Source organism: Gordonia sp. LUNF6 (assembly GCF_047041125.1).
Lineage (GTDB): Bacteria > Actinomycetota > Actinomycetes > Mycobacteriales > Mycobacteriaceae > Gordonia > Gordonia sihwensis.
This window is the reverse complement of the sequence record NZ_CP178181.1, coordinates 881,449-907,611: the sequence shown is the minus strand read 5'-3', so window position 1 is coordinate 907,611 and position 26,163 is coordinate 881,449. Positions and strand designations below refer to the sequence as shown.

The window sequence follows — 26,163 nt, the reverse complement described above, 5'->3', positions numbered from 1 at the left end:
CCACTCGGCGATAAGACCTCGCCGTCAACCGTAGGTGCGGCGCACGGCGTCCGACTCGGTCGGCAGCGGCTGATCAGGGCACTTCTCGAGAACCCGGGAGATCGCGTCCTTCTCGGCGCCGGTGACCCACAGGCGGTACTTGAGTTTGACCGCCACCTGCCGCGCCACGTATGCGCAGCGAAAGCTCTTGTTCGGCACGAGCCAGGACGCCGCGTCCGAGTCGGACTTGGCGGAGTTGGGGGCGCGCGTCGAGGCGATCAGGTTCAGCGGATCGTTCGAGAAGGCGATCCGCTCGGCCCGGCTCAACTGCTGTGCGCCCTTCTGCCACCCGTCGCCCAGGCTCACGACGTGGTCGATCGGCACCAATGCCGATGTCTTGTTCCCGCGCACGAATTCGACCACCGAGCCGGTGTACGGGTCGTGCAGAGTCCCTGACTGCACCACGCACGGCGGCACGCGGGGCGAGGTGCCGCGGACCTTGCACGTCACATCGGTCAGATCGCGGGAGAGGATGTCCTCCCGCGTACTCAGCCCGTTGCGACCCCAGGCGGCGGTTTGGTCGTCGGTCCATGCCGGACCGAACTCGGCGCGCGCGTACCCCGTCTTCGGCGCCCGCCCCTTGACCGCGAGTCGCGCCAGCCCGGCCCGCGCCGTCCCCACGGGAGCGGGCGCCTGCGTCTCCGGCTCGACGGCCCCGGACGGGGACACCGGTACGGGAACGTGCGAGCGCGTCACCGAGGGAGTTGCCGGAGCCTGCGCGGCGGGCGCGGGCAGCGAGCATCCGGACACCAGGCCGGCGACGAGCGCTCCGGAGGCGACTGCCAGAGCTGTCCGTCGCGGCCTCCTCGTCATTCCCACATGCGCGAGAGTAGACGGCGCCTCGGACACCGGAACCAGCGAGTCTCGACTGCCACTCAAGACTTCCCCGGCGCCCCGTGCGTTAACCAGAAGTGAGGTCAGGTTAACTTCGGGTGTCCGGATCTCCGCGGAGCGCGGCGCGCACCAGATATTCACAGCAACCCCGCAGGTAAAACGCACTTTCTTTCATGCACGAACGGCACTGTGTTCGTAGCCACCACCGCAGGTGAATGTGATTCGGGTCTGCATAGAGATACCGATTCGACCGGTTGTGTAACGATTTTCTGGCATCGCCCGATGCGGCCAACTCCTACCGAAAGGCGAACACATGTTCCCCGCTCTGACCCAGTTCTTCAACGACTTCACCGTCTTCGGCGGCGACCTCCTGCACGTCGCCATCACCATCGGTTTCGGCGGATAGGCCACCGTTGGACGCCGGTACGCGGCCCCTCGACGCAGGGGCTTTGCGTACCGGCGTTCGCGTCCTGTTAGACTGATCTCCGGTCGTCGGCAAGACGCTCAGGGGCTATGGCGCAGTTGGTAGCGCGACTCGTTCGCATCGAGTAGGTCAGGGGTTCGATTCCCCTTAGCTCCACAGAAGTGAGGCCAGGTCAGAGGAAATCCTCGACCTGGCCTCACTCGTTCTCACGGCCGCATCCCCGGAAGCGCTTCCGCCAACAGACGAGCGATGAGAAGACGGCGCACGCCACCGCCACGCTGATCGGCACCGCCCACGCGATCACGCCGAGACCAGCCAAGATCAGCAGCATCACCAGGGGCACGAACAGCGGGAGGAGCGAGCCCGCACCGGGCCACGAGCTCATGAGCCGTCGCCGGCGGCGGCGTCGGGTAGGTGGACGCGCCGCGCGTGATCGACGAACTCCGCCAACGCACGCCACGGGTCCGCTACCTGTGCGGCCCCCCGACATGCCCGCAGGATCATCCCGCCACGCGCCGCGCACTGCGGCGCTGATCTCAGCGTCATCACCCGTGACCTGTACGGAGAGTTCTTCCATCCGGCTCACGAGCTTCTGCACGCGCGGGTCGTCGGCGGTCGCACCGGACAGGCGCAATTCCTCGACTCGTCGGTACAGATGAGGCCATTCGATCTCGGTCCGGTAGGCCAGGCCCGGACCGGTCTCCGCCGCTGCGGCAGCGAGGCGCTCGCGTTGCTCCCCGTTCAAGTGGCGGTCGAGCACCTCGCCCGCGCCGGTGCGAGCCGCTCGCATGAGCCGCAGCATCTCCGCAGGGTCGACGCACTCGACACTGGCGTCCCCGGCGGCGACCACTGCGGCCAGTCGTTCCCGCAACCGGCCCAGAGCGATCAGTTCCGCATCGACGCGCCGGAGTTGATCAGACAGCACCCGTAGCGGGGCGAGCCATCTCGTCCCAGTGATGCAGGGTCCGCACCGTCAGTCCGCTCGTCTCCGCGACCTGACCGGCGCTCCACCGCTTCGACACGTTCGCCATGTCTCCACCATGCAACCTCACGTCGCGTGAGGCGCAAGCCGCGCGAGACACACCGCGCGTGAGCTCCACCCCGAACTCCGGAAATCGGACGCTACCTGCGGTTTCGTGTCTCACCTCACAAACTGGGCGAGGCGCCGTCGTTGACCTGCAATATCACCGAACTACTACAAAGCACCATAGGCGCTTGGTAACGACCTAATAACGGTATCGCGACGAACTCATGTACGTTCGTCCGCAGTCCTCGAACAGCCGCCGTTCGCGGCCCGAATCGCCTGCGTGGCCGGCTGTCGAGAGGAAGCCACCCTCCCCGACACCAAGGTCTGACCATGCATCCGAATCGCAAACCACTGAAGTCCGCCCTGCTCGTCGCGGCCGGCCTGGTTCCGGTCACCGGAGCCCTGATGGGCGTGACGTCGAGTTCCCCGGACCGCGTGGCATCCTCCGACCACGCCGCGGCCTCGACGCCCATCCGTGCCGAGGCCGACCCCCGTCCGGCACCGTCGACCACCCAGACCCCAGTCCGGCCGGTCGCCGCCACACGGCACGCCACCCCTCCCGCACCCGCGCTGCCCGCCTCGGTGACGACCGGCGTGATCCCGCGCATCAACTTCGAGGCCTACCGCTCGGCTGCGGCCACGATGGCCAAGACCACGCCCCGATGCCATATCGATTGGAAGCTGATCGCAGGCATCGGCCGGGTGGAGTCGCAGCACGCCAACTTCGGTGACGCCGACTCGCGCGGCCAGTTGCGGCATCCGATATACGGCCCCGTCCTCGACGGCTCGCTCGCCGGCAACCAGGTCATCGCAGACACCGATGGCGGACGCCTCGACGGCAACGCACAGTACGACCGCGCCGTCGGACCGACCCAGTTCCTCCCCGCGACGTGGGAACACTATGCGGCCGACGGCAACGGCGACGGCAAGGCCGACCCGCAGAACCTCTTCGACGCGGCACTGACGACGGCGCGCTACCTCTGCGACGAGAACCTGGACCTGGCCGATCCGGCCGGGCAGAGCCGCGCCGTCCTGCGATACAACAACTCCGCCGAGTACGTCAGCAACGTCCTCGGATTCGCGCGGAGTTACTGAGCGCGCCATTCCACCGCGCGCGTCCGTTCACGCGACGCCGTTCTGTCGTCCGACTAGACGACTTAAGCCGGTTTGTCCGACCCTTCGCATACCATCCCGGATGTCCGACTGAGGGGTTTCATCCCTCAGGCAACACCTTTCACAGGAGTCCGAGATGACAAACCCCGAGTCGCAGCCTCAGCAGCCGAATCCGTACGGTCAGCAGCCGAATCCTTACGGTCAGCCGTACCCGTACGCCCCGCAGCCGCCGGCGAAGAAGCGAAAGAAGTGGCCGTGGATCGTCGGCGGACTGGTGGTGCTGTTCATCGCCGTGATCGCGGGCTGCTCAGCAATGGTCGGCGGCGTCGCGAATGAGATCGACAAGGCCGCGAACAGCACCGCCACCGTCACCTACCGGGTCACCGGCGGGGGTACCGCGTCGGTGACCTACAGCGACAAGGACTTCAACATGGCCCAGGACACCGCAGCGCAGCTGCCCTGGACCAAGGACGTGACCCTGCAGGGGTTCGGCAAGATCGCCAGCCTCACCGCCACGAACGACTTCGAGGCCGACGCGAGCCAGACGATCACCTGCGAGATCCTGGTGAACGGCCAGGTGAAGAACACCCAGACCAGCAAGGGTCCGGCGGCCACCGCGAACTGCACCTACAGCGTTCCCACCGAGGAGAGCCAGCCGAGCAGCTAGTCGCCCGGGTTGTCCGCAGGTCCCGTCGCCATGACGGGACCTGCACGCCCCGGCCCACGACGATAAGCTCAGCGGCATGGCGCTCAGTGATACAGAGGTCGCGACGGTCCTCGACCGCGCGATCGCGACGATCGACCCGATGCTCGACGTGCTCATCACCGCCGATCCGCTGGACCTGAAGCCTCGGACGCACGCCTTCCAGAATCCGCGGAACTGCCTCGACCGCAGTGCCGTCGCAGCGTCCGGCGTTCTCAACGTCCTCGACTGGCCGGGTACCGCCGGATGGGACGACCTGCCACTGCGCGACCACGCCGACTGGTGGGTCTCCCGCATCGGTCTGGTGACGACCGGCGGCGTCGCGTTCCCCAGCATCTTCGGTCCCTGGACCAAGAAGCTGCCGATGTCCGATTACCTGGGATTCGCCAGCCAGGCGCTGGTGCTGCGTGCGGTGAGCCGTGAGTACGGCGTGGTGTCACGCGACGCCGCGGTCACGATGCTCGCATCGATCCTGTTCGGCCGGAACCTCGATGTCCGACTCGAATCCCCTGCCGACGCCGAACCCTTCGACGACGGTTCGACCCGCCGAGAGAAGGCGTTCGTGTCCCGGCTGTGGAGCGTTGGCCGCACCCTTCACGACCTGTCCCGGTCGCTCGGCGATCGACCGGGCTCTCCACGCCTGTTGAGCTGGCTGGGCTGGATCCCGTTCGTCGGCGGCGCCGCGAGCTATCTCGGTGAACTCATCGCACTTCGCCGCGCTGCCAAACTGTGCAGGGAATGGGTAGTCGCCCACCCCGACACGATCAGCACCGGCGAGCAGCCCTGACAGCGTGCATCTCGCGGAAGACGCCTACGACTCCTCGTCGTCCTGAGAATCGGCCGCCGCGTTGCGCGCGGCGGCGATCTCCAGCGCACGACGCGCCGTCGCCTCATCCGGATAGGGTCCCATCCGATTGAATACGTTGCCGATCTTGCCCTGCGTCACGTTGCCCGTGGAGAGATCGAAGTACCACTGGTCGTCGTCGCTCATGTCTCCAGCCTAGGGCGAATCATGCCGCACGGCAGCGTTACACAGCCGTTCGACGGAACTGCAGGCTGTCGTGATCATCGTCGGCGCTGTCGTCGTACTCGGACTGGTAGGCGAAGTCGTAAGTCGGGAGATGGTCGAAGGCCGGGTCCTCGTCGTCGATCTCGAGGACGATCGCTCCGCCGGGCCGGCGGAGGCGTGCGGGCGGCTCCATGTAGGTGGGTTCGGCTCGACGAGACTGCAGCCGCTCGTCCTCCAACCGCTGACGTCGGCGGCGAGCCGCGCGCTGAGCAGCTCGCGCGTGCTCCTCACGCACTGTTCTGCGCAGGAACACCAGGTACAGCGAGAACACCGCGACCATCGCGACCGCGGCGATGATCCCCCACGGCCGGAAGACGAATGCGCCGACGATAGATCCGATCGTGAGCACTGCCAGGATGAGGACCATCCGCTGCCGTTCGCGGTACTGCATCCGCTCACGTTCGGCCACATGGTCCGGTCCGCGCCCGCCGCGACCGCGGAGTTCGCGCGCCGTCGGAGCAGACCCCGCGTCGTCGTCCAGGACGGAGCCGAACTCGCCCGCCGCCGCTGCATCGTCGTCATCGTCCTGCGCGTACTCGTCCTGCGCGTACTCGCTCTCGTCGTCCTCGGTGTCGTACTCGTCGTACTCGTACGCGTCCTGGTCGTCCTCGGCGTGCTCCTCGTACTGGTCTTCCTCGAACACCTCGCCGTCGTTCGCCTCGTCGTATGCCTCGTCCACCGGGATCTGATCCGCGTCACGCGCGGCCTGTGCCTCGTCGAGGTCGACCACGTCCGCTACAACCACCGGGATCTGGTCGGTCATCTCGACCGCCGACAGGACGTCCACGTCCGGCCCCGCCTCAGACTCCGCCTCAGGCTCCTCGGCAGACTCTTCGGCGTCGACCATCTCGGCGTCGTCCAGTCCATCCAGGTCGGCGTCGTCGAGTTCGACATCGACCACATCGTCGTCCTCGGTCTCCGCCGGTGTCTGGTCTCCGGCTTCGTCGACGAGCTCCGCGTCGACGGTCTCGATGACCCCCGAATCGGCCTCCAGACGGTCGACGTCGTCATCCCGATCGTCGACTGCCGCATCCGCTTCGTCCGCCGCTTGCGTCGCGGAAACGGCCGTGACGTCGGCCTTGCGCTGCGCGGCCTTCGCCTGTTCGGCGGCCTTCGCGGCGGCGCGCTGGGCGGCGCGCGCCCGAGCCGCGGTCCTGCTCGACGTCCGCCGACTCGAGCCGCCACGGTGCACCAGGCGGGTGTTCGCAGCCGCTTCGGTTGTCTTGCGGGCCTGAGGCCGACCGCGCAGCACCATGGGGACCAGCACGAACAGCCAAACTGCGATCAGGGTCACCCACAGCACAGAAGTCGGCATGACCGGCAGCTCCTTTCCGGGTCGAGCGACGAGTATCCACTCCACAGGGTAGGAACCGTCCGACGGCGTGCGGCTCAGGCGCGCCGGGGAACTTCCATTTCTCAGCGAACGATCAGCACCTCAGACGGCGTGGGCGCGACCGGCGCGGATCAGTGTGTCGACCGCGCTCCCCGACACCTCGTCGACGGTGAGCCCGAACAGCAGATGGTCGCGCCACCGCGCGTTCACATCCATGTACCGCTTCAACAATCCCTCGCGACGGAAGCCGATCTTGGTCAGCACCGCCTGCGACGCCGCGTTCTCCGGCTGCACGGTGGCTTCCAGCCGGTGCAGTCCGACCGGCCCGAAGGCGTGATCGACACCCAGCGCCACGGCGGCCGAGGCCACGCCACCGCCCGCCACGTCGGAATCGACCCAGTACCCGATCCACGCGCTGCGCACCGCCCCGCGCTGAACGTTGCCGATGGTCAGCTGCCCGGCGTACCGTCCGTCCACCTCGATCACGAAGGGCAGCACCGTTCCGCGCTTGGCCTCGGACTTCAGGAGCGAGAACAGCGGCGCCCAGGACGACGGCTGGTGGCGCGCGTCCCACGGCCCCTGGCCGGTCGGTTCCCACGGAAGCAAGTCGTTCTGGTTCTTGATCCGCAGTCGACTCCACTCGCCCGCATCACGCATCCGGATCGGGCGCACGCGAACCACACCGGACTTGACCCGGACGGGTCCCAGCTCCGCCGGCCAACCCGGGCTCCGCGGCGAATCGACCAACCACCTCAGCACAGGGCGATTGTAGTCAGGCGGCCCGGCCCGCTATCCGCGCTGCGCCAAGAACATGACATCGACGTGATCACCGGTCCGCAGTTCTTCGACGTCCTCGTCCACCACGATCAGGCAGTTGGCCTCGGCCAACTCCGCCAGCAGATGGGAGGCGCCGCTCTCCGACTCGCCGATCACCTGGACGAGATACTCCCCGGACCGCTCGTCGCGCATCAGCTGGCCGCGCAGGAATCCGCGCCGGCCCTCCACCGACAGAATCGGGCCGATCGTCCGTGCCGTCACCATGCGCCGCATCGGCTGCCGTTTGCCGAGGGCGATGCGGATGAGGGGCCGGACCATCACTTCGAAGGTGACGAGCGCGCTGACCGGGTTGGCGGGCAGCAGGAAGGTGGGGATCTCGTCCCGCCCGAGCCGTCCGAAGCCCTGCACCGATCCCGGATGCATTGCCACACGCCCGATCTCGAGGTCGCCGAGATCGGCGAGCGCCTCGCCCACGGCGCGCGACGCGGCCCCGCCGATCGATCCGCAGATCACCACGATCTCCGACCGGATCAGCTGGGCCTCCACGGCTTCGCGCAGGCGGGCGGGGTCGCGCTCGGCGATCCCGACGCGGTGCACGTCGGCGCCGGCGTCGCGCGCGGCGGCCGCGAGGGAATAGCTGTTGATGTCGAAGACCTGCCCGGCACCGGGTTTCCGATCGATGTCGACCAGTTCGTTGCCGACGGCGATCACCGAGACCCGCGGTCGCGGATGCACCAGGACCCGCGACCGTCCGACCGCGGCCAGCAGACCGACCTGCGCGGGGCCGATCACCGCGCCCGCGCTGACCGCGACGTCACCGGGACGGACGTCGTCGCCGGTGCGCCGGACGTAGTCGCCGCTGTCGACGGCGTGCCCGACCATCACCCGCGATTCGCCCCCGTCGGTCCATCTGACCGGCACGACCGCGTCGGCCAGCGTGGGCATCGGCGCTCCGGTCTCGACCCGGACCGCCTGTCCCGGCTGCAGCCGGGTCGGGGTGCGCGAACCCGCGGTCACGTCTCCGACCACCGGGAGATGCACCACGAGCCGGCCGCTGTCGTCGAGTTCCTCCACCTCGATCCCGTCCGCGTTCAGCTCGGTCACATCGTCGGGGGCGGGAGCGCCGGCCGGCGCCACATCCACCGCGCGCACCGCGTAACCGTCGACGGCGGCTTGATCGAAACCGGGCAGCGGGTCGGAGGTGACGACCTCCTCCGCGCACAGCAGGCCCTCGGCCTCGGAGATGGCCACCTGCACCGGTCGCGGTGCGACCACCGAAGCCGTCACGAGGCTCAAATGGTCCTCGACCGAGCGCATAGTTCTCCTCACGTCCCCCGAGTGGTCTCAGATCGGTGCGCGCCGACCGCTCGCACGACCGGGCAACGCGCAGTTCGAGGCTAACGGCCCGCTCCGCGCAGAGCCCGCAGGCGCGCTGAACACAGCGAGATCGGTCAGTCGTCGGCGAGCCGTCGAACCAGCCATTCCCGCAGCTCCGGACCGTAGTCGTCACGGTCGAGAGCGAAGTCGACGGCGGCCTTCAGGTATCCGCCGGGATTCCCGAGATCGTGCCGGCTGCCCTCGTGGACCACGACATGGACGGGCTCGCCCCACTCGATCAACAACGCGATCGCATCCGTCAGCTGGAGTTCGCCGCCCGCGCCCGGCTCGATGGTGCGCAACGCGTCGAAGATCTTGCGGTCGAGGATGTACCGGCCCGCCGCCGCCAGATTCGAGGGAGCTTCCGCTGCGGGCGGCTTCTCGACCATGCCGCGCACCCGCTTGACCTCCGGATCGTCGGCGACCTCCTCGACGTCGAATACGCCGTACGCGCTGATCTTCTCCCCGGGCACCTCGATCGCGCACAGGACGCTGCCGCCGTACCGAGCGTGTGCGGCCGCCATCCGGCCGAGGACTCCGCCGGGCAGCACCAGATCGTCGGGCAGCAGCACCGCGATCGCATCCTCGTCGTCAGCCAGTTCCGGTTCCACGCAGCCGACGGCGTGGCCGAGGCCGAGCGGGCGGTCCTGCACCACCGAGTCCACCTCCAGCAGCGACGGGGCGTTCCGCACCTTGGCGAGCATCGCCTCCTTGCCGCGCTTGGCGAGGCGGCCCTCGAGGACCAGGTCTTCGACGAAGTGCGCGACCACACCGTCTTTACCCGGCGAGGTGACGATCAGCAGCCGCTCGGCACCCGCCGACTTCGCCTCTTCGGCCACCAACTCGATGCCGGGGGTGTCGACGATGGGCAGCAGTTCCTTCGGCACCGTCTTGGTGGCCGGCAGAAACCTGGTGCCGAGACCGGCCGCGGGAACGACGGCGGTGTACGGGATGGGCGGCGCATGCATCACGGCGCGCCGGCCTGACGGTCGAGCGGAGGTGTCGGACATGTGCCTCAGCGTAATGGCCGTTTCTGGCAGGATCGGACGTGAGTCTCTGAAAGGGAGCCATGAGCACCGAAAAGTCCGACATGCGGCGCCGCGTCCTCGATGCCAGGTCCCGGATGTCGCCCTTCGTTCTCGCCCAGTGCAATGCGGAACTCGCCGAATGGATGTATCGGTTGCCCGTCGAACTCGCCGCGGGCGACACGGTCGCAGCATACGTCGCCACCCGCGCCGAACCCGGCGGGACGGCGATGCTCGACGCGCTGCTCGATCAGGGGCTGCGGGTGCTGCTTCCGATCGTCCCCGAGGGCGATCCGGCACGACTGCAGTGGGGCGAGTACCGCGGCGAGAGCTCACTGACTCAGGGCCGGTGGCGCCTGCTCGAACCTCAGGGCTACCGGCTCGATCCGGATGTGCTGCACGACGCCGCCCTCATCCTGGTCCCGGCGGTGGCCGCCGACCGCACCGGCGCGCGGCTCGGCCGGGGTGCCGGCTATTACGACCGCACCCTCGCCGCCGTGGAGGCGCCGGTGGTGGCCGTGGTGCACGATGCCGAGTTGTTCGACGACGGCGTCCCGCACGAGGCCAACGACGTCCCGATGGACTGGGTGCTGACCCCGGGCGGCGGATTCAGCCGCGTGTCACCGGGCTGATCGGACATTTGCGCGGAGCGACCCGCGCGAGCCCGTGTCAGGCGGAGGCTGCCGCCGGTGCCGCCGCGGCGCTCGTCCCGGAGGCCGAACCGCTCGTCGACGAGTCGGACGACGACGAGGTCGAGCCGGAGTCGCTGGAGGAGGAATTGGCTGCCACCGATCCGCCCGAGCGAGAGTCGGTGCGGTAGAAACCGCTGCCCTTGAAGACGATGCCGACCGAATTGAAGAGCTTGCGCAAGCGGCCGCTGCACTGCGGGCACTCGGTCAGCGAGTCGTCAGAGAACGCCTGCTGGATGTCGAACTTGTTGTCGCACTCAGTGCACGCGTAGCTGTAGGTGGGCACGGAAACCTCCGAAGGTCGAGAACTCGTTGTCTAGTGTAAACCGAATCTGGCACTCAATCATTCCGAGTGCCAGCGACGGTGCGGATCGAGTGCTTTCGGCCTAGTCGTCCAGCTCGACGGCGGCCTCGCCGTTCACGCGCGCATGCCGCACGTCCCACCGGAGCAACGCACCGCCGAGGACGGCCGCGACCAGCGAACCGAGCAGGATCCCCACCTTCGCCGCGGGTTGGTGATCCGCGGGGAGACCGGTGGCGTCGGAGAACGACAGTTCGGCGATCAGCAGTGCGACTGTGAAGCCGATACCTGTCAGCAGTCCCACGGGCACGAGGCTGCGCACAGAGATGCCCTCCGCGAGACGCAGCGGCGTCAGCCGTGTCACCAGGAAGGTGGTGACCACCACTCCGAGCACTTTGCCGACCACGAGACCGCAGAACACGCCGATGCTCACCGGCTGCACGATGTGCCCCACCCCGATGACCGTCACACCCGCAGAGGCGAACGCGAACAACGGCAGGGCGATGCCCGCCGAGATCGGCGCCACGGTCTCCGCGAACGATTCGGTGCGCGGGTGACGCTCGTCGAATACCAGAGCGGCGGGGACCGCGAAACCGAGGAGGACGCCGGCCACGGTGGAATGGACACCGGACGCGTGGACGAATCCCCACGCGGCCAGCCCCAGCGGCGCCAGAATCCACCAGTGCGTGCGACGCAATCTCACCGCGAACCCGAAGGCCACGACGCAGACCAGCCCGATCGCGAGCATCACGAAGTCGATGGTCTCGGTGTAGACCGTGGCGATCACGATGATTCCGAGCAGGTCGTCGACCACCGCGAGTGTCATCAGGAAGACGCGCAGCGCGCTGGGCAGTCCTGCGCCGAAGATCGCGAACACCGCCAGCGCGAAGGCGATGTCGGTAGCGGTCGGCGTCGCCCACCCGCGCAGCGCCTCGGGATCGTTGGTGGCGACGATCGCCACATAGATGAGTGCGGGAACCACCATCCCGCCCACCGCCGCCGCCACGGGCACACCGGCGCGGCGCGGGTCACGCAGACTGCCTGCGACGAATTCGTGCTTGAGTTCGAGCCCGACGACGAAGAAGAAGATCGCGAGCAGACCGTCGGCCGCCCACTCGGCCAGCGACAGGTCGAGATGGAGCGACGCCGGCCCCACCACGGTTTCCAGCATCGAGTGATACCCCTCGCGCCACGGCGAGTTCGCGAGGGCGAAGCCGAGCAGTGCGGCGACCAGAAGAACCGCGCCGCCCTGGATGTCACCGCTGATCCAGCCCTTCCACGCCTGTCGCCGCGACGATCCCTGATCGGTCCCCGAGTCGGTCGTCGATGGGCCGTAGACCTCGTGATCGCTCATGTACACATCTTTGCAGACACCGAATCTGTGGAAATCGTTGTCGAGCGAGCGTGCGCATCCACAATCGGCGAATTGCCCACGACCGGCGGCGCCACCCAGCGGACTGTTGCGGTATGAGGATTTCGCATCGCCCCGGCCATCTCTCACCGAGCGCGTTGTCGCGGGTGCAGGCCATTCTCGGTACTGGACGATTTCGGTCAATTCGGATTCGACGAATCGCTGCGGCACTTCTCGTCATCGCCGCGCTCGGCGCATTCGCCGTATCGCGGCGGCACGTCGGTTCGCCGATCGTACTGACGGCTGCGACCGATCTTCGACCGGGCACTCTCCTCACCGCCGCGGATCTCGCCGCGCGTGCCGTACCGGCCGACCTGTCCCCTCCCGGTGCGCTCACCGATACCGGCTCCGCGATCGGCCGCAAGCTGACCGGACCGGTGCGCCGCGGCGAGATGATCACCGAGACACGGCTGCTCACGTCGCGGCTGCCCACCGCACTGACCGGCGATCCGGGAGCGCGGCTGGTGCCGATCCGCCCCGCCGACGAGTCGGTCGTCGCCCTGGTCCGCCAGGGCGACGTGGTGGACGTCCTCGATTCGGAGGCCACCGTTCTGGCCCGAGGCGCGATAGTCGCCGGCGAACCGTCGAATCCGTCGGGCAAACCGATGAACTCGGCGGCGACGCCGATTCTTCTGGCGATGAACGAGCAGGCGGCCCGCCGAGTGGCATCGACCGGATTAGACATGGCCTTGGCCGTCATACTCCACTGAATGACAGCCGAACGGTCCTGTTCCACCGCACGAAACCTTTATATGTGGTTTAGACTCAGCAACCAGCAATAGCACCAAGATCAGAGGGGACGCGCGTGCTCAAAGGTTTCAAAGACTTCATAATGCGGGGCAATGTGGTCGAACTGGCCACAGCGGTGATCATCGGTGCGGCGTTCACGGCGATTGTCACCGCATTCACCGAGAAGATCATCAATCCCCTCCTCGCCACGATTCCCAGCGGCGACTGCCCCACCGCGGACGGCGCCGCCAGTGGCCCCGCCCAGATCTGCGGGTTCGGATTCTCGATCAAGTCCGACGACCCCGCGACCTTCCTCGACTTCGGTGCCGTCATCTCCGCGGTCATCAACTTCATCATCGTCGCCGCGGTGGTCTACTTCCTGATCGTCGTTCCGTACAACAAGCTGCAGGAACTCCGGAAGCTCCAGGACAAGGAGGAGGATCCGGATCCCGAGATCGTCCTGCTGACGCAGATCCGCAATGCCCTCGACCCCGACGCCAAGGAGCGCGACGAAGCCGAGAAGGCCGCGAAGGAGGCGGAGATGGCTGCCGCCGATCGCGCGAACCGCGAGCCGGCACCGACGCCGCCTGCGCCGATGGCGCCTCCCCCGTCACCCGGCTACGGCGATCGGACGCAGACCATGAACATCCCGCCTCAGGCGCAGCAGGCTCCGCCGCAGGCCCACCCGCAGCACGAGCAGCAGCCGGGGCACCAGGGTTTCACGCCGCCGTCCGGCCCGCCGACCGGAGGCTTTCCGACCCCGAATCCGGCGCCGGGCGAGTACCCGCCTCCGGGCAATCTGCCCCCGGGTCAGTACGCTCCGGGCCAGTACCCGCCGCCTCCGGGTCAGAATCCCGGTGACGCGCCGCGTCACTCACGCTGACTCATCGACGAGACCGAATTCTCGACGAGACGCACGGCACCCGCCGCGGGGCGGGTGCCGTGCGTCGTTTTCGGGCACTCCGACTCGCGTGTACGACGCGAAATTGTTACCTTAGCCTTGCCTTTAACTCGATCTCTGAAGGGGACGTTATGCCGACCACCGCATCTCCCGACCTCGCGGCAGACCTCCGCTTGTCGGAGCAGATGAAGCAGGGATCGTCCTCCGAGCACGAGCAGGCCGAGAACTCCGAGTTCATCTCTGAGCTGCTGGCCGGCCGGATCAACGAGGCTGGGTACATCGCTTACCTGCAGCGCCTGCGCATCGTGTACGACGCGCTCGAGCGCGCATCGCGTGCCCTCGCCGACGACCCCCAGGTGTCACTGGTCCACGACCCGGCGCTGGAGCGGGTCGCGACGATCGACGCCGATCTGGCTCACTGGAGCGCGCGCGGGGGCATCGTTCCCGAGCCGGTCGACTCTCCGGCCGCCGACGCCTATGCCGCGCGCATCACCGAATCCGCGTCGCGGGGTGGCCATCTGGTGGCTCACCACTACACGCGCTACCTCGGCGACCTGTCCGGCGGCCAGGCCATCGGCCGCCTCCTGGACCGGGAGTTCGAGCTCGGCGGCGAGGGCGTCTCGATGTACTCCTTCGAGCTCGCCACCGCGAACAAGCCCTACAAGGACGCGTACCGGGCCAAGCTCGACGCGATCGGCGATTCGCTCAGCGCCGCCGACCGCGAGCGCATCGTCGACGAGGTCCGGGTGGCCTTCCGACTCAACCAGCAACTCTTCGCCGAACTGGTCGGCCTGCTGGACGACTACCGCCGCTGACCGGCGCCCGGCTCGAAAGCCACCGGCACAGGAAAGGGCCGCGACCTCCTCGGAGGTCGCGGCCCTTTTCGCCTGGTGCTCGGTCAGCCGATGCTGAACGGCTTGCCGTAGAGCGTCACGTTGCCGACGTAAGTGTCGGTGGAGACGCGGACGGTCACCTTGGCACGCGCCTGGGCGTAGCCCGCGCAGCCGTCGACGCCGAAGCGCTCGTTGCTGTAGGCGACGCCGCCCTGAGCGTTCTTGAAGGTGAACGCGTTGGTCTCGTAGTCGTCGACCACGGAATGGATGACCGGCGTGTAGACAGCCTTGCCCGGGGACAGCTTGATGCCGCCCGTGCCCCCGAATGCCTTCGGGTCTAGCGTGACCGTCTGATCCGGGATGCTGCCGGTGATCTTGCCGGTGGCGCCCATGTCGGCACCGAAGTTGACCTGGCAACCGACGATGTAGCCGGCATTGACACTGCCGCCCTTGACGCCGCCGGTGGTCTTGACGCTGACCTTGCCGGAGACGAAGACCTCTCGGGAAAGCGGGGTGCTGGTGACGGCGCGGCCGATCCTGGCCGACTCGCCGTACAGCTTGATGGTGACGCTGCCCTCGGGCAGCGACTTGGTCTTCGAGACGCTCGGCAGTGCGACGGCATTGGCCGGAGCGGCGAGCGTGGCGCCGGCGGCGACGGCGCCGGCGAGTGCTGCGGACGCGGTGAGACCGCGGACTACGCGCTTGTTCATTCTTCTACCTCGTGAGTCTGTGATCTCGGGTCAGCCGAGGCTGAACGGGGTGCCGAGCAGGTTGGCCTGCACGTAACCGCTGTTGCCGGACAGGGACTTCTCCTCGGCGTCGTAGCCGTCGGCCGCGACCACCTGGACCACCGAGCGCGCCGAGGCGTACCCGCCGCACTGCTGCACGTCGATCGAGAAGCTGTCGACCATGATCGTGCCCTTGCTCTTCTTGAGGCTGATCTTGTCCGTCTTGGCGTACACGACCTGGCCCGGAGCCAGCGGCACGGACAGCGAACCGCTACCGGACACGCCTCCCGACAGGTCGAACGATCCGCTGAGCGTGCCGGTGAAGCCCGTCAGGTTCACCTGGCAACCGACCAGGTAACCGACGGTCATGACACCGGTGCCCTTGCTCAAGGTCGTCTTGTAGGTTCCCGACACGGCGGCCGCGCGGCCCGCACCGTTGGCGGCCAACGACGGCATGATCCGGCTGCTCTCGCCGCTGCGCGAGATCTCCACCACCTGGCCGTCGACACCGACAGCCTTGGTGCGGCCACCCGGCAGACGACCTGCGTCAGCCTGACCTGCTCCGACTACTGCTCCGGTTACTGCGGTGAGCGCGACTGCAGCCAGGGCTGCAGCGCGGCGCTTACCGACACCACTGAACTTCACACGTATCACCCTTCAACGTGACCGACACCACGGTCGGCTTAAGACTGTGCGGCAGATAATGGATTCTCAGCCGCGGCTTAGATTAACCCAGCCGCACAGTCGCCGCTCGGCGCCGGAGAGGATTGCCGGATTTCACGTGAGAAGGGTCACTTACCCGCTAGTTATGGTGTGGGGGCCGGTTCTCGTCGTACCAACGACGACCACGCCCGGAATGCGCGTCTTCGCCCGGGTCGGTCCTGACCTCGGGCAATTCATCGCCGAAGACGGCGTCGAGGCGCCGCTTGCGACGCCACGCCTCCTCCTCCGACCGGTCGGCCGAAGACGTCTCAGAACTCACTGATCGCGGCGATGACGTGATGCGCCAACGGGATCAGCGTCGCCATGCCGTCACGGACGGCCGCGCGGGAGTCGGCGAGATTGACCACGACCGTCTGCCCCGAGATGCCGGCGAGTCCGCGCGAGAGCCCCGCGTCGGTAGCGCCCGCGGACAGTCCCGAACTGCGAATGGCCTCCTCGATGCCGGCCAGCCGACGATCGAGCAGGGGCTCGGCCGCCTCGGGCGTCACGTCCCGCGGCCCCACCCCGACACCGCCGACCGAGACGACGAGATCGACGCCGCCGATCACGGCGGTGTTGATCGCGTTCCGGATCTCCACCTCGTCGCCGGAGACCGTGGTGGTCGCGTCGACGTGGAAGTCCGCCTCCTCGAGCAGTTCCACCACCAGCGGCCCCAGCAGATCGTGATCCTCCCCGCCGACGGCGCGGTCGTCGATCACCACCACCAGGGCCCGCGGCGTCACGATGCCCTGGACCACGGCTTCGGCTTCGGCTTCTGCGGCGTCAATCATGATTCGACCTTCCTCGAGTGCACCGCCGTCGCGGCGCTCGTGTGTGGCTTGTCCTCCGGGCGCCCGGTGCCGATCAGCTGGCGCCCAGCTTCACGTCGACGGTCTTGGTCTGCCCGTTGACGACGTACGTGATCTTCACGGTATCCCCCGGAGCATAGGAACGGATAGCGGCGACGAGCGCGTCCGACGAAGCGATCTTGCGGTCTTCGACCTGCGTGATGACCGCGCCCTTCGGGATTCCCGCCTGATCGGCGGCACCGCCGCCGACCACATTCACCACCTGGGCGCCCGGCTGCGTCACGTCGCTGCTGGGCCGGACGTTGACGCCGAGGCTCGCTTGCTGGACACGGCCGCCCGAGCGCAGCGCGTTCGCGATCCGCATCGCCTGGTCCACGGGAATCGCGAAACCCAGGCCGATGCTGCCGGACTGCTGCTCGGTGCCGCCGTTCACGGTCGCGATGGCGGTGTTGATGCCGATCAACGCACCGTTGGCGTTGACGAGTGCGCCGCCGGAGTTGCCCGGGTTGATCGCCGCGTCGGTCTGGATGGCGTCCATCACCGATTCCACCGAACCGTCGGCGCCGGAGGTGGACACCGGCCGGTTCAGGGAACTGATGATGCCGGTCGTGACCGTCCCTTCGAGTCCGAGCGGCGACCCGACGGCGATCACCTCCTGGCCCACCGAGAGGTTGGCCGACGAGCCGATGGTGATCGGCCGCAGACCGGTCTTGTCGACCTGGATGACCGCGATGTCGGATGTGGGATCGGTGCCGAGCACCTTCGCCATCGCTCGACTGCCGTCGTAGAAGCTGACCAGGATCTTGTCCGCGGGCTTACCGCCGCCGGCGCTGATGACATGGTTGTTGGTCAGGATCACGCCGTTGTCGCTGAGAATGACGCCCGAGCCCGATCCGACCTGATTCCCGACCTCGACGGTGATCGAGACGACCGACGGGAGGACCTGGGCCGCGGTGGCCTGCACCGAACCCGGCGCGGCACTGGGCTGCGCGGTGTTGGTGGGTCCGGAGGCGACGACGTTCGACGTCGACGATCCGTCTTTGTTCGAACCGCCCGCGACCGAGGCGCCGATCGCTCCTCCCGCGCCGCCCGCGAGGAGCGCGACGGCCACGGCGCCGATGAGAAGCTTGCGACCCCCGTTCGACCGTGCCGGCGGAATGTCGGCCGACGATCCGGGCGCCTGCGGCATCTGCCCTAGCGGTGCGGTTCCGCCCGGCTGCTGCTGGTAGTACGGCGCGGTCGGCTGATCGGGCCGCGGGTACTGACCGAGCGGGCCGGTCGCTCCCGGAGGCGGCGACGGGAACTGACCGCTGGGCGGGTTCGACGGCGAGCCCGGTGAATGGTTTCCAGCGTCCGCACTGCCGTAGGGATTCGTGGGAAGTCCGCCGGTCGGAGGTTGATTCGGATCTCCGGGGACCTGACGCCAATCGTCGTTGCCGGGGTGTTCGCCGTTGGTCATGGATTAGACCCTATTGCACCATTCTGTGAAGCCGCTCAGTCCCCGTTGCCGAGTTACTGCGAGGTTCCTGCCGAGTACCTGTGAACGATCGTCAGCGTCTCACGACGATCGGATCGGGCTCAGTATGGTGCGGCAGACCGGGTATCCGCATGCGAATCAGCGCACCTCCCTGGTCGGATCCCTCGGCCACCACCGAGCCCCCGAGACGGGTGAGAACCTGCCGCACGATCGCCAGGCCGAGGCCCGAACCCGGCATCGATCGAGTCGCGTCGGCGCGGTAGAACCGTTCGAACACCATCTCGCGATCCTCCGGGGCGATGCCCGGCCCCGCGTCGGCCACCGTCAGCTCGGCACTGGCCGGTCCCACCTGATGGAGCCGCACGTGCACGGTGCGGCCAGGCGGACTCCACTTCGCTGCGTTGTCGAGCACGTTCAGCACCGCCCGCGCGAGGCCGTGCTCCTCACCGAAGACGAACCACGGAACGGTTTCCACGTCGAAGTCGATGTCGGCGCGCCGGCGCCGGACCCGCTCGAGTGCGGCGTCGATGACGTCTTCGAGGGCGACCTCCTGGTGCACGGCCTCCAGCGCGTCGTCGCGCGCGAGATCGACGAGATCGCCGACCAGGGTCGACAGTTCCTCGATCTGCGCCATCACATCCGAGCGCAGTTCCACCATGTCGGCCGCGGGTACGGGCGGTGCACCCGGTGCCGATGAGGCGATGAGCAGTTCGAGGTTGGTGCGCAGCGAGGTGAGCGGAGTCTTGAGTTCGTGTCCGGCGTCGGCGACGAGACGGGCCTGCTTGTCGCGCGACTCGGCGAGCGCGCGCAGCATCGTGTTGAAACTCTCGGTGAGCCGCGCGAGTTCGTCCTTGCCGGTCACCGGGATCGGCGTGAGGTCTTGAGTTCGTGCGACGCGTTCGGCCGCGGCCGTGAGACGGGTGACCGGGCGCAGTCCGGTGCGGGCCACCGCGGTTCCGGCGATCGCGGCGAAGGCCACCCCCGCTCCGCCGACGATGAACAGCACCGAGCCGAGCCGGCCGAGGACCGCGTCCGTCCGGTCCAGCGACTGCGCCAACACCAGCGTGCTGCCGTCGGACAGTTTGCGCGCCAGCACCCGGTGGTTGGCGGTGGTTCGCAGACTCTGATTGAGCTTGCCCGGCGGATTGGTCGACTTCGCCACATCCTTCTCCGGATCCCCGAAGGGGACGTCGCCGACCATGATGGCGCGGCCGTCCTGCTCGATCAGTGCGATCGAGATGGACGTGGAGAACACGGTGCCCGCCACCAGCGCCTCGGGACCGTTGCTCAGCCGGCCGAGCTTGGCGAGGGCAGTGAGACCGTCGGCACGGGCGACGAGTTGGGTGTCGACGTCGTTGTACATCGCGCGCGACACCACGAAGTACGCGGCTCCGGCCATCAGCACCGCCGACAGCAGGACCACCGCGGCGGCCAGGAGCGCGACGCGGCGTCGCAGTGAGACCGCGCGCGTCAGGCGGAACGGACCACGCATCGGCTACGGTGTGCCCTCGCGCAGAACGTATCCGACGCCGCGCACGGTGTGGATCAGGCGCGGCTCGCCGTCGGCCTCGGTCTTGCGGCGCAGGTAGCCGATGTAGACCTCCAGCGCGTTGCCGGAGGTCGGGAAGTCGTAGCCCCACACCTCCTCGAGGATGCGACTGCGGGTCAGCACCCGCTTCGGGTTGCTCATCAGCATCTCCAACAGCGCGAACTCCGTGCGGGTGAGGCTGATCTGGCGCTCGCCGCGGGTCACCTCGCGGGTCACGGGGTCGAGGGTGAGGTCGGCGAAGGAGACCGCCTCGCTCTCCTCCTCGTCCCGGGTGGTGCGGCGCAGCAGCGACCGCAACCGGGCCAGCAGTTCCTCGAGTGCGAAGGGCTTGGGCAGGTAGTCGTCGGCGCCCGCGTCCAACCCGCTGACCCGCTCCGAGACCGAATCGCGGGCCGTGAGCACGAGGATCGGCAGGTCGTCGCCCGCCGACCGGAGTCGCCGGCACACCTCGAGACCGTCCAGACGCGGCATCATCACGTCCAGAATCATCAGGTCCGGGCGATCGGCGATCACCTTCTCCAGCGCCTCCAGCCCGTCGCCCGCGGTCTCGACCGAGTATCCGTTGAAGCTGAGCGACCGTCGGAGCGATTCGCGGACCGCACGATCGTCGTCCACCACCAGGATGCGCATGGTTACAGTCTTATATCCACAACTGAGATTCGACTGAGCGAACACGCCGTTCGGCGCGATTCGGTCGCGCTCAGCGACGCCGCCGTCCCGCCGCCGCCAGCATGTCGGCCACCTCGGTGAACTTCACCCGGGGACGCCCCTGACGGGCGCCCAGCTCGCGCTCGCGCCGGTCGATCGCCGCGATCCCCCGGTAGCCGATCGCCTGACGTCGCCTGCGCCGCAACAGTGCACTGAACTCCTCGGCGGTACCGCCTGCGCGACGCAGACCGGATGCGGCGTCCTCGATGAACGCCTCGACCGTGTCGATGGCGTGCAACTTGTTGGAGCCGATACCGCCGGTGGATCCGCGGGCGGCCCAGCCGACGGCGTACGCACCGGGAATCGGTATGCCCTCGGCGTCGACGATTCGGCCCTCGCGCACCGGGAACCGGCCCGCTTCGGTGTCGAACGGAAGCCCGCCGACCGGTACGGACCGGTAACCGATCGATCGGACCAGCAGATCTGCGGCGATGCGGTACGAGCGTCCGCCGGTGTTCACCGAGACCGACTGCAGCGCGCCGTCTCCGTGTGCGGCCTCGGGGACCGTGTTGAAGAGGAACACGATCCGGCGGCGGTCGGAGGACGCGGGTCCCGAGAGGTCGGGCGGCAGGTCGGGCAGCGGGTCGAGCGAGGCCGTGCCGTCGTGCACCACCACCTCCACGCCGGGAAGCACCGACAGCGCGCGGTACTCGGCCGCGGTGTACGCCGCGGCGTCCTGACCTCGCCGGCCGAGCAGGACCACCTCATGGATGTCCTGCCTGCGCAGGAGGTCGAGCGCACGGTCGGCGATGTCGGTGACCGCCAGTGCCTCCGGCGGCGATACGAGAATGCGGGCGATGTCGAGCGCGACGTTGCCCGTCCCGACGATCACGGCCCGGCCGCTGCCGCCGACCGGGATGTTCGGACCCGAAGCGCCGGGCACGGCGTTGTACCAGGCCACCAGTTCGGTGGCCGACGTACTGCCCGGCAGATCCTCGCCGGCGATCCCGAGGCGGCGGGCCTGCGATGCACCGGTCGCGTAGAAGACGGCGTCGAAGTGGTGCGCCAGTTCGCCCGGCGTGATCTGACCGGCCCGTACATCGGGGCCGATCTCGACATTGGTGGCCATCGTGACCCGCGGGTCCCGGTACAGGATGTCGAAGGTCTTCATGACGTCCTTGGTGCTCGGATGGTCGGGCGCGACGCCCGCGCGGACCAATCCGCCCGGTGTGGGCAGCTTGTCGAACACCGTCACCTGCGCGTCCGTCCGGTTCAGCACCGTCCGCAGGGCGTATCCGCCCGACGGACCCGTGCCGACGATCGCGACCCGCAGATCGCGCGGCAAACGCGGGATCTCCGGGTACACCACATCGGTCCAGCCGGACGAGACATCGGGGTTGTCGCGATAGTAGGCGGCGTTGATGTCGGCGAAGATCTCGTCGCGCTCACCGAGCCGGTCGGCCGGGAAGATCGCATTGACCGGGCACGCGTCGGCGCATGCTCCGCAGTCGATGCACGCGTCGGGGTCGATGTGCAGGATGTCGGAGGTGCCGAAACCCCGTTCCTCCGGCGTCGGGTGGATGCAGTTCACCGGGCACACCGACACGCAGGCGGCGTCGCTGCAGCAGGACTGGGTGATGACGAACGACAACGAGTGCCCCTTTACTTCGAGCGCGTCCGGGCTGGTCGGGAAGCGGGTCCGGCGATCGATCCGCCGCTAGATCATGTGCGCCTTGCGGTAGCAGTGCATGGCCGGCTTGGTCAGCAGGCCCACCTCGTCGAGGAACTCCATGAGGTGACCGCAGCTGCTGCGGATCATCGAGTGGAAGTGGCCGTTGTCGCGGCGCTCGGCCAGCGCACGCTTCACGTCGAGTCCCGCATCGGCGTAGGCCTTCGGCTGGATCAGACTGCTCACGATGAGGTACGCGCCCGCCGCCACCGACAGCGCGCTGAACTGCCTGCGGGCCCAGCCGATCCCGTCGACCGACTCACGCACCTGTTCGCGCGCGAACTTCATGTGCCGGGATTCCTCGAGAACGTGGATCTCGTTGACGGTCCGGATGAAGGGGAGCACCCGCTCGTCGCGCATGCATCCGCGTTGGAACACGTCGAGAACCTCCTCGGCGACGAGAATGCCCGCATAGGCGACCTCGTTGCGCGCAAGGAGCTTGAAAGACTTGCCCAACTGGGCGATCTTCGGGTGCGGATGATACGAAGTGCCGACCATCTTCTCCGACGCCTTGGCGAACATCAGCGAATGCCGGCACTCATCGGCGATCTCCACCAGCGCGAACTGGAACTCGGAGGAGTGGTAGTCGCCGACGTACTGATCGCGCAGAACCATCTCCTGCAGAATCATCTCGAACCAGATGCCGATGTTCATGATCGACGCGAACTCGTGACGCGTCAGATCGACTCGCTGCTCGTCGGTGAGCTCGTCCCAGTAGTCGGTGCCGTACAGCGACGACCACTCCGGGCTGCATCCGTACTTGTCGGGATCCATCGGCAACGACCAGTCGATCTCGGTCATCGCATTGCGCGAGAGCCGGGCGGCCGATCGCAGCAACCGTTCGGACACCTGCTCGGCACCCGAGTCCTGCAGGCTGATCAGGTTGTCGCCCGCATTCTCCCGTTCGATCGCTGCCGTCATGTTGACCTCCGGTACATTGTTCCATCGCATCTTGTAACAACAATCATTGTCACGGTAACACTCGCGTCCTGCGACGTAAACGGTCTAGAGTTCCTACCGGAGAGTAATATCAATGCGAGGGGCGTCCTCGCAGGTCACAGTGGGGAGAATCCAGAGTCATGCCTTCGATCTTCATTTCCGGCGGTGCCGCGGGCATCGGCCTCGCGACCGCCGAGCGATTCGCCCTCGAAGGCTGGACGGTCGGCGTCTACGACGTCAGCGACGAGGCGCTGGCCGCCGTCCGCGAGGAGCACCCCGACTTCATCACCGGTCACCTCGACGTCCGCGACCCGCAGCAGTGGTCGACGGCACTGGCCGAGTTCACCTCGCACACCGACGGCCGCCTCGACGTGCTCGACAACAACGCCGGGATCCTGGTGGCGGGCCCCCTCACCGAGATCTCGACCGACGCGATCAAGGCGCAGATCGACATCGACGCACTGGGAGTGACCCTGGGCGCCCAGGCGGCCCACCGGTATCTCAAGGCGACTCCGGGATCGCATCTGGTGAACATCGCCTCCGCATCCGCGATCTACGGCCAGCCGGGAATCGCCACCTACAGCGCGACCAAGTTCTACGTCGCAGGCCTCACCGAGGCGCTGGAGTTGGAGTGGGCGGCCGACGACATCCGCGTCGTGAGCATCTGGCCGCTGTGGGCCAAGACCGCGCTCGCCGACAACGATGCGAAATCAACCAGGACGCTCGGTGTCCGCATCACCCCCGAACAGGTCGCCGACAAGGTCTGGGAATCGGTTCATCCGACCATCGCGGACCGCGTGCTGAGCCGCACGAGCTACTCGGTGGGGCTGCAGACCACGGTTCTGGGCAACGCGGCCAAGTTCATTCCCAACGTCCTCAACCGCGGCGTGAACAAGATCCTCTCGCAGTAGCCTCCGACGAGACGGAGCCTCCGCAGGCCCCACGACGAAACGGCTGGGGCCGGCGATCTCTCGCCGGCCCCAGCCGTTGAAGTCTGTGTGTCAGCCGCGCTCAGCGACGGTCGAGATCGACCAGACCGAGCTTCGCTGCCTTGACCAGGCGGCGCGGGATGCGCTGCGAAACACCGTTGATCTTCTCTTCCTGCAGTGCGACGTTGTCCGCCTTCCACTGCGAACGACGGCTACGGGTGTTGGCCCGCGACATCCGGCGCTTGGGTACTGCCATGGTTCCAGCCCTTCTCTTACCTGGCGCGGGTGGGCTCGGGCTGTCTCCCGACCCGCCAGACCCGCTGAAGTCTTCTCACCACGGCACAGCGGCCGCGGCACACAACCAGACCAGGTTAGCCGCCGCGGGCTCCCGGATGCAAAACGCGGCGGCCCGGACGAGGTCGTGACCGGAGGGTTCGGGCGCCGCGGGCATAATGCGTCGGGTGTCTGGCGTCATCTCGGGGTTCACCGTCATCTTCATCGTCGTCGCCCTGGGTTACGTTCTCGGCCGGACGGGCAGTCTCGGCGAACACGCGGCGGCGGTGCTGGCGCGCACCGTCTTCTTCGTCTGCACACCCGCACTGCTCATCCACTCTCTGGCCACCAGCGATCTGTCGGCGATCTTCTCGTCCACGCTCGTGGTCGCCTCGGCATCGGCCGTCGCCGTGGGCGCGGTCTACGCGCTGATCGCGTGGTTCTGGCTGCGCCGCGCCGTACCGGAGATCGTGATCGGCGCGTTGTCCTCCTCGTACGTCAACAGCGTGAACCTGGGTCTGCCGATCGCGATCTTCGTGCTCGACGACGCGTCGTTCATCGCTCCCCTGCTGCTGTTCCAGATCGTCTTCTATTCCCCGGTCGCCCTCGCGACCCTCGATCTGACCGCGCTGTCGGCCGAGCGACGGACCTCGACGCTGCGCACGGTGACCACGCCGTTGAAGAACCCGATCCTGGTCGGCGGCGTGATCGGCCTGATCGTCTCGGTGGCCGGATGGCATCCGCCGCAGGCCGTGATGGAACCGCTGGACATGCTGGGGCAGGCCTCAGTCCCGCTGGCGCTGCTCACCTTCGGCCTCACGCTCACCGGCGTCACCGTATTCAAGAAGGGCCAGAGTCCGCGGCGAGACGTCGCGCTGGCCGCCGCGATGAAGGTGGTCGCGATGCCGCTCGTCGCCTACGCGCTCGCACGCTGGGGATTCGGGATGACCGGGCATCGGTTGTTCGCGCAGGTCGTGATCGCCGCCCTGCCGACCGCGCAGAACGTCCTGGTCTACGCGACCAGATACCGGCGCGGTGAGGTCCTCGCCCGCGACTCGGCCCTGATCACCACGCTCCTGTCGATCCCCGTCATCGCGCTGATCGCCGCCACGCTGGCCTGACCGGCCCGCCGTCAGCGGGCACGACGGGGGCCGAGCCGGTCGGCCCGGCCGCGCCTCTGCACACGGACCCCGCCCATCAACGAGAATCCGGTGATCACCACCCGCGGGGCGCCCTCGCCGCCGGGACCGGCGGCGCTGCCGTCGAAGCCGCCCATGACAGCCCTCCCGTGCACCTCCACGGTGACGTCCGGCGGGACCACGATGTCGACGCCGCCCATGATCGCCTTGCACTTCACCGTGAGCACAGGCGCCGTGTACTCGACGTTCCGCAGGTCGAGCACCACGCCGCCCATCACTGCGGTGGCCTTCAGTCGATCACCCACGACCGCGCCTCCGCCGACTTCGGTTCCGCCGAAGAAGCCGGACGCGGACGTGACGGGATCGGCACCGGAGGCACTGACGCGGGTCTGGCCGAATGCGGCGTCGGCGGCCACCGAGCGGAGCTGATCGAGGGGCAGGTCCCGAGTCAATGCGTCCAGATCGGCCCGGGTCCGCGCGACCGAGGCATCGCCGGCGCGCCGGCTGTACTCCTCCGGAGTGAGCACGCCCATCGTCATCGCGGCCGATAGATAGGAATGAGTGCGTTCGCGGTCGGCGTCGCTGACCAGCATCGCGGCGGCATCACCGGCGGATGGCTGCGGAGCACGGGAGGTGCGGGGCTCGATGTCGCTCAT

General features: G+C 68.0%; 28 protein-coding genes and 1 tRNA gene. 10 read left to right on the top strand and 19 right to left on the bottom strand.

The window, feature by feature from the left end:
* Positions 1 to 24: 24 nt before the first annotated feature.
* Positions 25 to 852 (bottom strand): HNH endonuclease family protein, encoded by an 828-nt coding sequence (locus ACK8HH_RS04350; RefSeq protein ID WP_081598052.1) that lies wholly within the window; start codon positions 850 to 852, stop codon positions 25 to 27.
* Positions 853 to 1,380: 528 nt separating this feature from the next.
* On the opposite strand from ACK8HH_RS04350, the gene ACK8HH_RS04345 reads away from it, so the two are divergent.
* Positions 1,381 to 1,453, top strand: a tRNA-Ala gene (locus ACK8HH_RS04345).
* Between the two features lie 40 nt (positions 1,454 to 1,493).
* Here ACK8HH_RS04345 and ACK8HH_RS04340 read toward each other — a convergent pair.
* Positions 1,494 to 2,222: a hypothetical protein gene (locus ACK8HH_RS04340; protein ID WP_045540197.1), complete on the bottom strand. Its 729-nt coding sequence runs from the start codon at positions 2,220 to 2,222 to the stop codon at positions 1,494 to 1,496.
* 432 nt (positions 2,223 to 2,654) lie between these two features.
* Here ACK8HH_RS04340 and ACK8HH_RS04335 point away from each other — a divergent pair, with 432 nt between their 5' ends.
* From ACK8HH_RS04335 to ACK8HH_RS04325, 3 genes are all read left to right on the top strand, one after another.
* On the top strand, positions 2,655 to 3,419 hold the full coding sequence (locus ACK8HH_RS04335; RefSeq protein WP_006894717.1) for a lytic transglycosylase domain-containing protein: 765 nt from the start codon (positions 2,655 to 2,657) through the stop codon (positions 3,417 to 3,419).
* A gap of 154 nt (positions 3,420 to 3,573) precedes the next feature.
* A complete protein-coding gene (locus ACK8HH_RS04330; RefSeq protein ID WP_006894716.1) occupies positions 3,574 to 4,104 on the top strand; it encodes an MmpS family transport accessory protein in 531 nt (176 codons plus the stop codon).
* A gap of 76 nt (positions 4,105 to 4,180) precedes the next feature.
* Positions 4,181 to 4,927 carry a hypothetical protein gene (locus ACK8HH_RS04325; protein WP_006894715.1) on the top strand — a complete coding sequence of 249 codons (747 nt, stop codon included), beginning with the start codon at positions 4,181 to 4,183 and terminating at the stop codon, positions 4,925 to 4,927.
* 24 nt (positions 4,928 to 4,951) lie between these two features.
* Here ACK8HH_RS04325 and ACK8HH_RS04320 read toward each other — a convergent pair whose 3' ends face one another.
* The 5 genes from ACK8HH_RS04320 to ACK8HH_RS04300 form a co-directional block, all read right to left on the bottom strand.
* Positions 4,952 to 5,131, bottom strand: coding sequence for a hypothetical protein (locus tag ACK8HH_RS04320; RefSeq protein ID WP_006894714.1), 180 nt, complete (start codon positions 5,129 to 5,131; stop codon positions 4,952 to 4,954).
* A 37-nt stretch (positions 5,132 to 5,168) separates the two neighbouring features.
* A complete protein-coding gene (glpR, locus tag ACK8HH_RS04315) occupies positions 5,169 to 6,524 on the bottom strand; it encodes a gephyrin-like molybdotransferase receptor GlpR (RefSeq protein WP_346074669.1) in 1,356 nt (451 codons plus the stop codon).
* A 120-nt stretch (positions 6,525 to 6,644) separates the two neighbouring features.
* A complete protein-coding gene (locus tag ACK8HH_RS04310; RefSeq protein WP_039866720.1) occupies positions 6,645 to 7,301 on the bottom strand; it encodes a GNAT family N-acetyltransferase in 657 nt (218 codons plus the stop codon).
* Positions 7,302 to 7,331: 30 nt separating this feature from the next.
* Positions 7,332 to 8,636 carry a gephyrin-like molybdotransferase Glp gene (gene glp, locus ACK8HH_RS04305; RefSeq protein WP_062367640.1) on the bottom strand — a complete coding sequence of 435 codons (1,305 nt, stop codon included), beginning with the start codon at positions 8,634 to 8,636 and terminating at the stop codon, positions 7,332 to 7,334.
* A gap of 134 nt (positions 8,637 to 8,770) precedes the next feature.
* Complete coding sequence (locus ACK8HH_RS04300; RefSeq protein WP_039866719.1) at positions 8,771 to 9,706, bottom strand: UTP--glucose-1-phosphate uridylyltransferase; 936 nt, start codon at positions 9,704 to 9,706, stop codon at positions 8,771 to 8,773.
* A gap of 59 nt (positions 9,707 to 9,765) precedes the next feature.
* Between ACK8HH_RS04300 and ACK8HH_RS04295 the strand changes: the two genes are divergently transcribed.
* A complete protein-coding gene (locus ACK8HH_RS04295) occupies positions 9,766 to 10,353 on the top strand; it encodes a 5-formyltetrahydrofolate cyclo-ligase (RefSeq protein WP_006894709.1) in 588 nt (195 codons plus the stop codon).
* 37 nt (positions 10,354 to 10,390) lie between these two features.
* Here the strand turns inward: ACK8HH_RS04295 and ACK8HH_RS04290 are convergent, their stop codons facing one another.
* Together ACK8HH_RS04290 and nhaA are read right to left on the bottom strand one after the other, a co-directional pair.
* Positions 10,391 to 10,696, bottom strand: a complete 306-nt coding sequence (locus tag ACK8HH_RS04290; protein ID WP_006894708.1) for an FmdB family zinc ribbon protein — start codon at positions 10,694 to 10,696, stop codon at positions 10,391 to 10,393.
* 100 nt (positions 10,697 to 10,796) lie between these two features.
* Entirely contained in the window at positions 10,797 to 12,065 is a 1,269-nt protein-coding gene (nhaA, locus tag ACK8HH_RS04285; RefSeq protein WP_062367673.1) for a Na+/H+ antiporter NhaA, read from the bottom strand.
* Positions 12,066 to 12,178: 113 nt separating this feature from the next.
* On the opposite strand from nhaA, the gene ACK8HH_RS04280 reads away from it, so the two are divergent.
* From ACK8HH_RS04280 to ACK8HH_RS04270, 3 genes are all read left to right on the top strand, one after another.
* Entirely contained in the window at positions 12,179 to 12,832 is a 654-nt protein-coding gene (locus ACK8HH_RS04280) for an SAF domain-containing protein (RefSeq protein ID WP_062367642.1), read from the top strand.
* A gap of 95 nt (positions 12,833 to 12,927) precedes the next feature.
* Positions 12,928 to 13,734, top strand: coding sequence for a large conductance mechanosensitive channel protein MscL (gene mscL, locus ACK8HH_RS04275; RefSeq protein ID WP_045538908.1), 807 nt, complete (start codon positions 12,928 to 12,930; stop codon positions 13,732 to 13,734).
* Between the two features lie 149 nt (positions 13,735 to 13,883).
* A complete protein-coding gene (locus ACK8HH_RS04270) occupies positions 13,884 to 14,567 on the top strand; it encodes a heme oxygenase (biliverdin-producing) (RefSeq protein WP_045538910.1) in 684 nt (227 codons plus the stop codon).
* 83 nt (positions 14,568 to 14,650) lie between these two features.
* Here ACK8HH_RS04270 and ACK8HH_RS04265 read toward each other — a convergent pair whose 3' ends face one another.
* From ACK8HH_RS04265 to ACK8HH_RS04230, 8 genes are all read right to left on the bottom strand, one after another.
* Complete coding sequence (locus tag ACK8HH_RS04265; protein ID WP_045538912.1) at positions 14,651 to 15,295, bottom strand: MspA family porin; 645 nt, start codon at positions 15,293 to 15,295, stop codon at positions 14,651 to 14,653.
* 30 nt (positions 15,296 to 15,325) lie between these two features.
* Entirely contained in the window at positions 15,326 to 15,958 is a 633-nt protein-coding gene (locus ACK8HH_RS04260; RefSeq protein ID WP_045538914.1) for an MspA family porin, read from the bottom strand.
* A gap of 326 nt (positions 15,959 to 16,284) precedes the next feature.
* Entirely contained in the window at positions 16,285 to 16,806 is a 522-nt protein-coding gene (locus ACK8HH_RS04255) for a molybdenum cofactor biosynthesis protein B (protein WP_006894701.1), read from the bottom strand.
* A 73-nt stretch (positions 16,807 to 16,879) separates the two neighbouring features.
* The gene (locus tag ACK8HH_RS04250; RefSeq protein WP_045538916.1) at positions 16,880 to 18,283 is read right to left on the bottom strand and encodes a trypsin-like peptidase domain-containing protein; all 1,404 of its coding nucleotides are present in this window, start codon (positions 18,281 to 18,283) and stop codon (positions 16,880 to 16,882) included.
* A gap of 91 nt (positions 18,284 to 18,374) precedes the next feature.
* Entirely contained in the window at positions 18,375 to 19,793 is a 1,419-nt protein-coding gene (locus tag ACK8HH_RS04245; RefSeq protein WP_045538918.1) for a sensor histidine kinase, read from the bottom strand.
* Positions 19,794 to 19,796: 3 nt separating this feature from the next.
* The gene (locus tag ACK8HH_RS04240) at positions 19,797 to 20,480 is read right to left on the bottom strand and encodes a response regulator transcription factor (protein WP_006894695.1); all 684 of its coding nucleotides are present in this window, start codon (positions 20,478 to 20,480) and stop codon (positions 19,797 to 19,799) included.
* A 70-nt stretch (positions 20,481 to 20,550) separates the two neighbouring features.
* Positions 20,551 to 22,149: an FAD-dependent oxidoreductase gene (locus tag ACK8HH_RS04235; protein ID WP_062367643.1), complete on the bottom strand. Its 1,599-nt coding sequence runs from the start codon at positions 22,147 to 22,149 to the stop codon at positions 20,551 to 20,553.
* A 66-nt stretch (positions 22,150 to 22,215) separates the two neighbouring features.
* Positions 22,216 to 23,148: an AurF N-oxygenase family protein gene (locus tag ACK8HH_RS04230; RefSeq protein ID WP_412475569.1), complete on the bottom strand. Its 933-nt coding sequence runs from the start codon at positions 23,146 to 23,148 to the stop codon at positions 22,216 to 22,218.
* Between the two features lie 158 nt (positions 23,149 to 23,306).
* On the opposite strand from ACK8HH_RS04230, the gene ACK8HH_RS04225 reads away from it, so the two are divergent.
* Positions 23,307 to 24,077, top strand: a complete 771-nt coding sequence (locus ACK8HH_RS04225) for an SDR family oxidoreductase (protein ID WP_006894692.1) — start codon at positions 23,307 to 23,309, stop codon at positions 24,075 to 24,077.
* Positions 24,078 to 24,177: 100 nt separating this feature from the next.
* On the opposite strand, the gene rpmF is transcribed toward ACK8HH_RS04225, so the two are convergent.
* The gene (gene rpmF / locus ACK8HH_RS04220; protein ID WP_006894691.1) at positions 24,178 to 24,351 is read right to left on the bottom strand and encodes a 50S ribosomal protein L32; all 174 of its coding nucleotides are present in this window, start codon (positions 24,349 to 24,351) and stop codon (positions 24,178 to 24,180) included.
* A gap of 205 nt (positions 24,352 to 24,556) precedes the next feature.
* Between rpmF and ACK8HH_RS04215 the strand changes: the two genes are divergently transcribed.
* On the top strand, positions 24,557 to 25,489 hold the full coding sequence (locus tag ACK8HH_RS04215; protein WP_006894690.1) for an AEC family transporter: 933 nt from the start codon (positions 24,557 to 24,559) through the stop codon (positions 25,487 to 25,489).
* A gap of 11 nt (positions 25,490 to 25,500) precedes the next feature.
* Here the strand turns inward: ACK8HH_RS04215 and ACK8HH_RS04210 are convergent, their stop codons facing one another.
* On the bottom strand, positions 25,501 to 26,163 hold the full coding sequence (locus ACK8HH_RS04210; RefSeq protein ID WP_006894689.1) for a DUF1707 domain-containing protein: 663 nt from the start codon (positions 26,161 to 26,163) through the stop codon (positions 25,501 to 25,503).

Excerpts from the sequence above, each read along its gene's own strand:
- ACK8HH_RS04350 (WP_081598052.1), bottom strand. The coding sequence starts at position 852 with ATGACGAGGAGGCCGCGACGGACAGCTCTGGCAGTCGCCTCCGGAGCG.
- ACK8HH_RS04335 (WP_006894717.1), top strand. The coding sequence starts at position 2,655 with ATGCATCCGAATCGCAAACCACTGAAGTCCGCCCTGCTCGTCGCGGCC.
- ACK8HH_RS04330 (WP_006894716.1), top strand. The coding sequence starts at position 3,574 with ATGACAAACCCCGAGTCGCAGCCTCAGCAGCCGAATCCGTACGGTCAG.
- ACK8HH_RS04325 (WP_006894715.1), top strand. The coding sequence starts at position 4,181 with ATGGCGCTCAGTGATACAGAGGTCGCGACGGTCCTCGACCGCGCGATC.
- ACK8HH_RS04320 (WP_006894714.1), bottom strand. The coding sequence starts at position 5,131 with ATGAGCGACGACGACCAGTGGTACTTCGATCTCTCCACGGGCAACGTG.
- glpR (WP_346074669.1), bottom strand. The coding sequence starts at position 6,524 with ATGCCGACTTCTGTGCTGTGGGTGACCCTGATCGCAGTTTGGCTGTTC.
- glp (WP_062367640.1), bottom strand. The coding sequence starts at position 8,636 with ATGCGCTCGGTCGAGGACCATTTGAGCCTCGTGACGGCTTCGGTGGTC.
- ACK8HH_RS04300 (WP_039866719.1), bottom strand. The coding sequence starts at position 9,706 with ATGTCCGACACCTCCGCTCGACCGTCAGGCCGGCGCGCCGTGATGCAT.
- ACK8HH_RS04295 (WP_006894709.1), top strand. The coding sequence starts at position 9,766 with ATGAGCACCGAAAAGTCCGACATGCGGCGCCGCGTCCTCGATGCCAGG.
- nhaA (WP_062367673.1), bottom strand. The coding sequence starts at position 12,065 with ATGAGCGATCACGAGGTCTACGGCCCATCGACGACCGACTCGGGGACC.
- ACK8HH_RS04280 (WP_062367642.1), top strand. The coding sequence starts at position 12,179 with ATGAGGATTTCGCATCGCCCCGGCCATCTCTCACCGAGCGCGTTGTCG.
- ACK8HH_RS04270 (WP_045538910.1), top strand. The coding sequence starts at position 13,884 with ATGCCGACCACCGCATCTCCCGACCTCGCGGCAGACCTCCGCTTGTCG.
- ACK8HH_RS04265 (WP_045538912.1), bottom strand. The coding sequence starts at position 15,295 with ATGAACAAGCGCGTAGTCCGCGGTCTCACCGCGTCCGCAGCACTCGCC.
- ACK8HH_RS04255 (WP_006894701.1), bottom strand. The coding sequence starts at position 16,806 with ATGATTGACGCCGCAGAAGCCGAAGCCGAAGCCGTGGTCCAGGGCATC.
- ACK8HH_RS04250 (WP_045538916.1), bottom strand. The coding sequence starts at position 18,283 with ATGACCAACGGCGAACACCCCGGCAACGACGATTGGCGTCAGGTCCCC.
- ACK8HH_RS04245 (WP_045538918.1), bottom strand. The coding sequence starts at position 19,793 with ATGCGTGGTCCGTTCCGCCTGACGCGCGCGGTCTCACTGCGACGCCGC.
- ACK8HH_RS04240 (WP_006894695.1), bottom strand. The coding sequence starts at position 20,480 with ATGCGCATCCTGGTGGTGGACGACGATCGTGCGGTCCGCGAATCGCTC.
- ACK8HH_RS04230 (WP_412475569.1), bottom strand. The coding sequence starts at position 23,148 with ATGACGGCAGCGATCGAACGGGAGAATGCGGGCGACAACCTGATCAGC.
- ACK8HH_RS04225 (WP_006894692.1), top strand. The coding sequence starts at position 23,307 with ATGCCTTCGATCTTCATTTCCGGCGGTGCCGCGGGCATCGGCCTCGCG.
- rpmF (WP_006894691.1), bottom strand. The coding sequence starts at position 24,351 with ATGGCAGTACCCAAGCGCCGGATGTCGCGGGCCAACACCCGTAGCCGT.
- ACK8HH_RS04210 (WP_006894689.1), bottom strand. The coding sequence starts at position 26,163 with ATGAGCGACATCGAGCCCCGCACCTCCCGTGCTCCGCAGCCATCCGCC.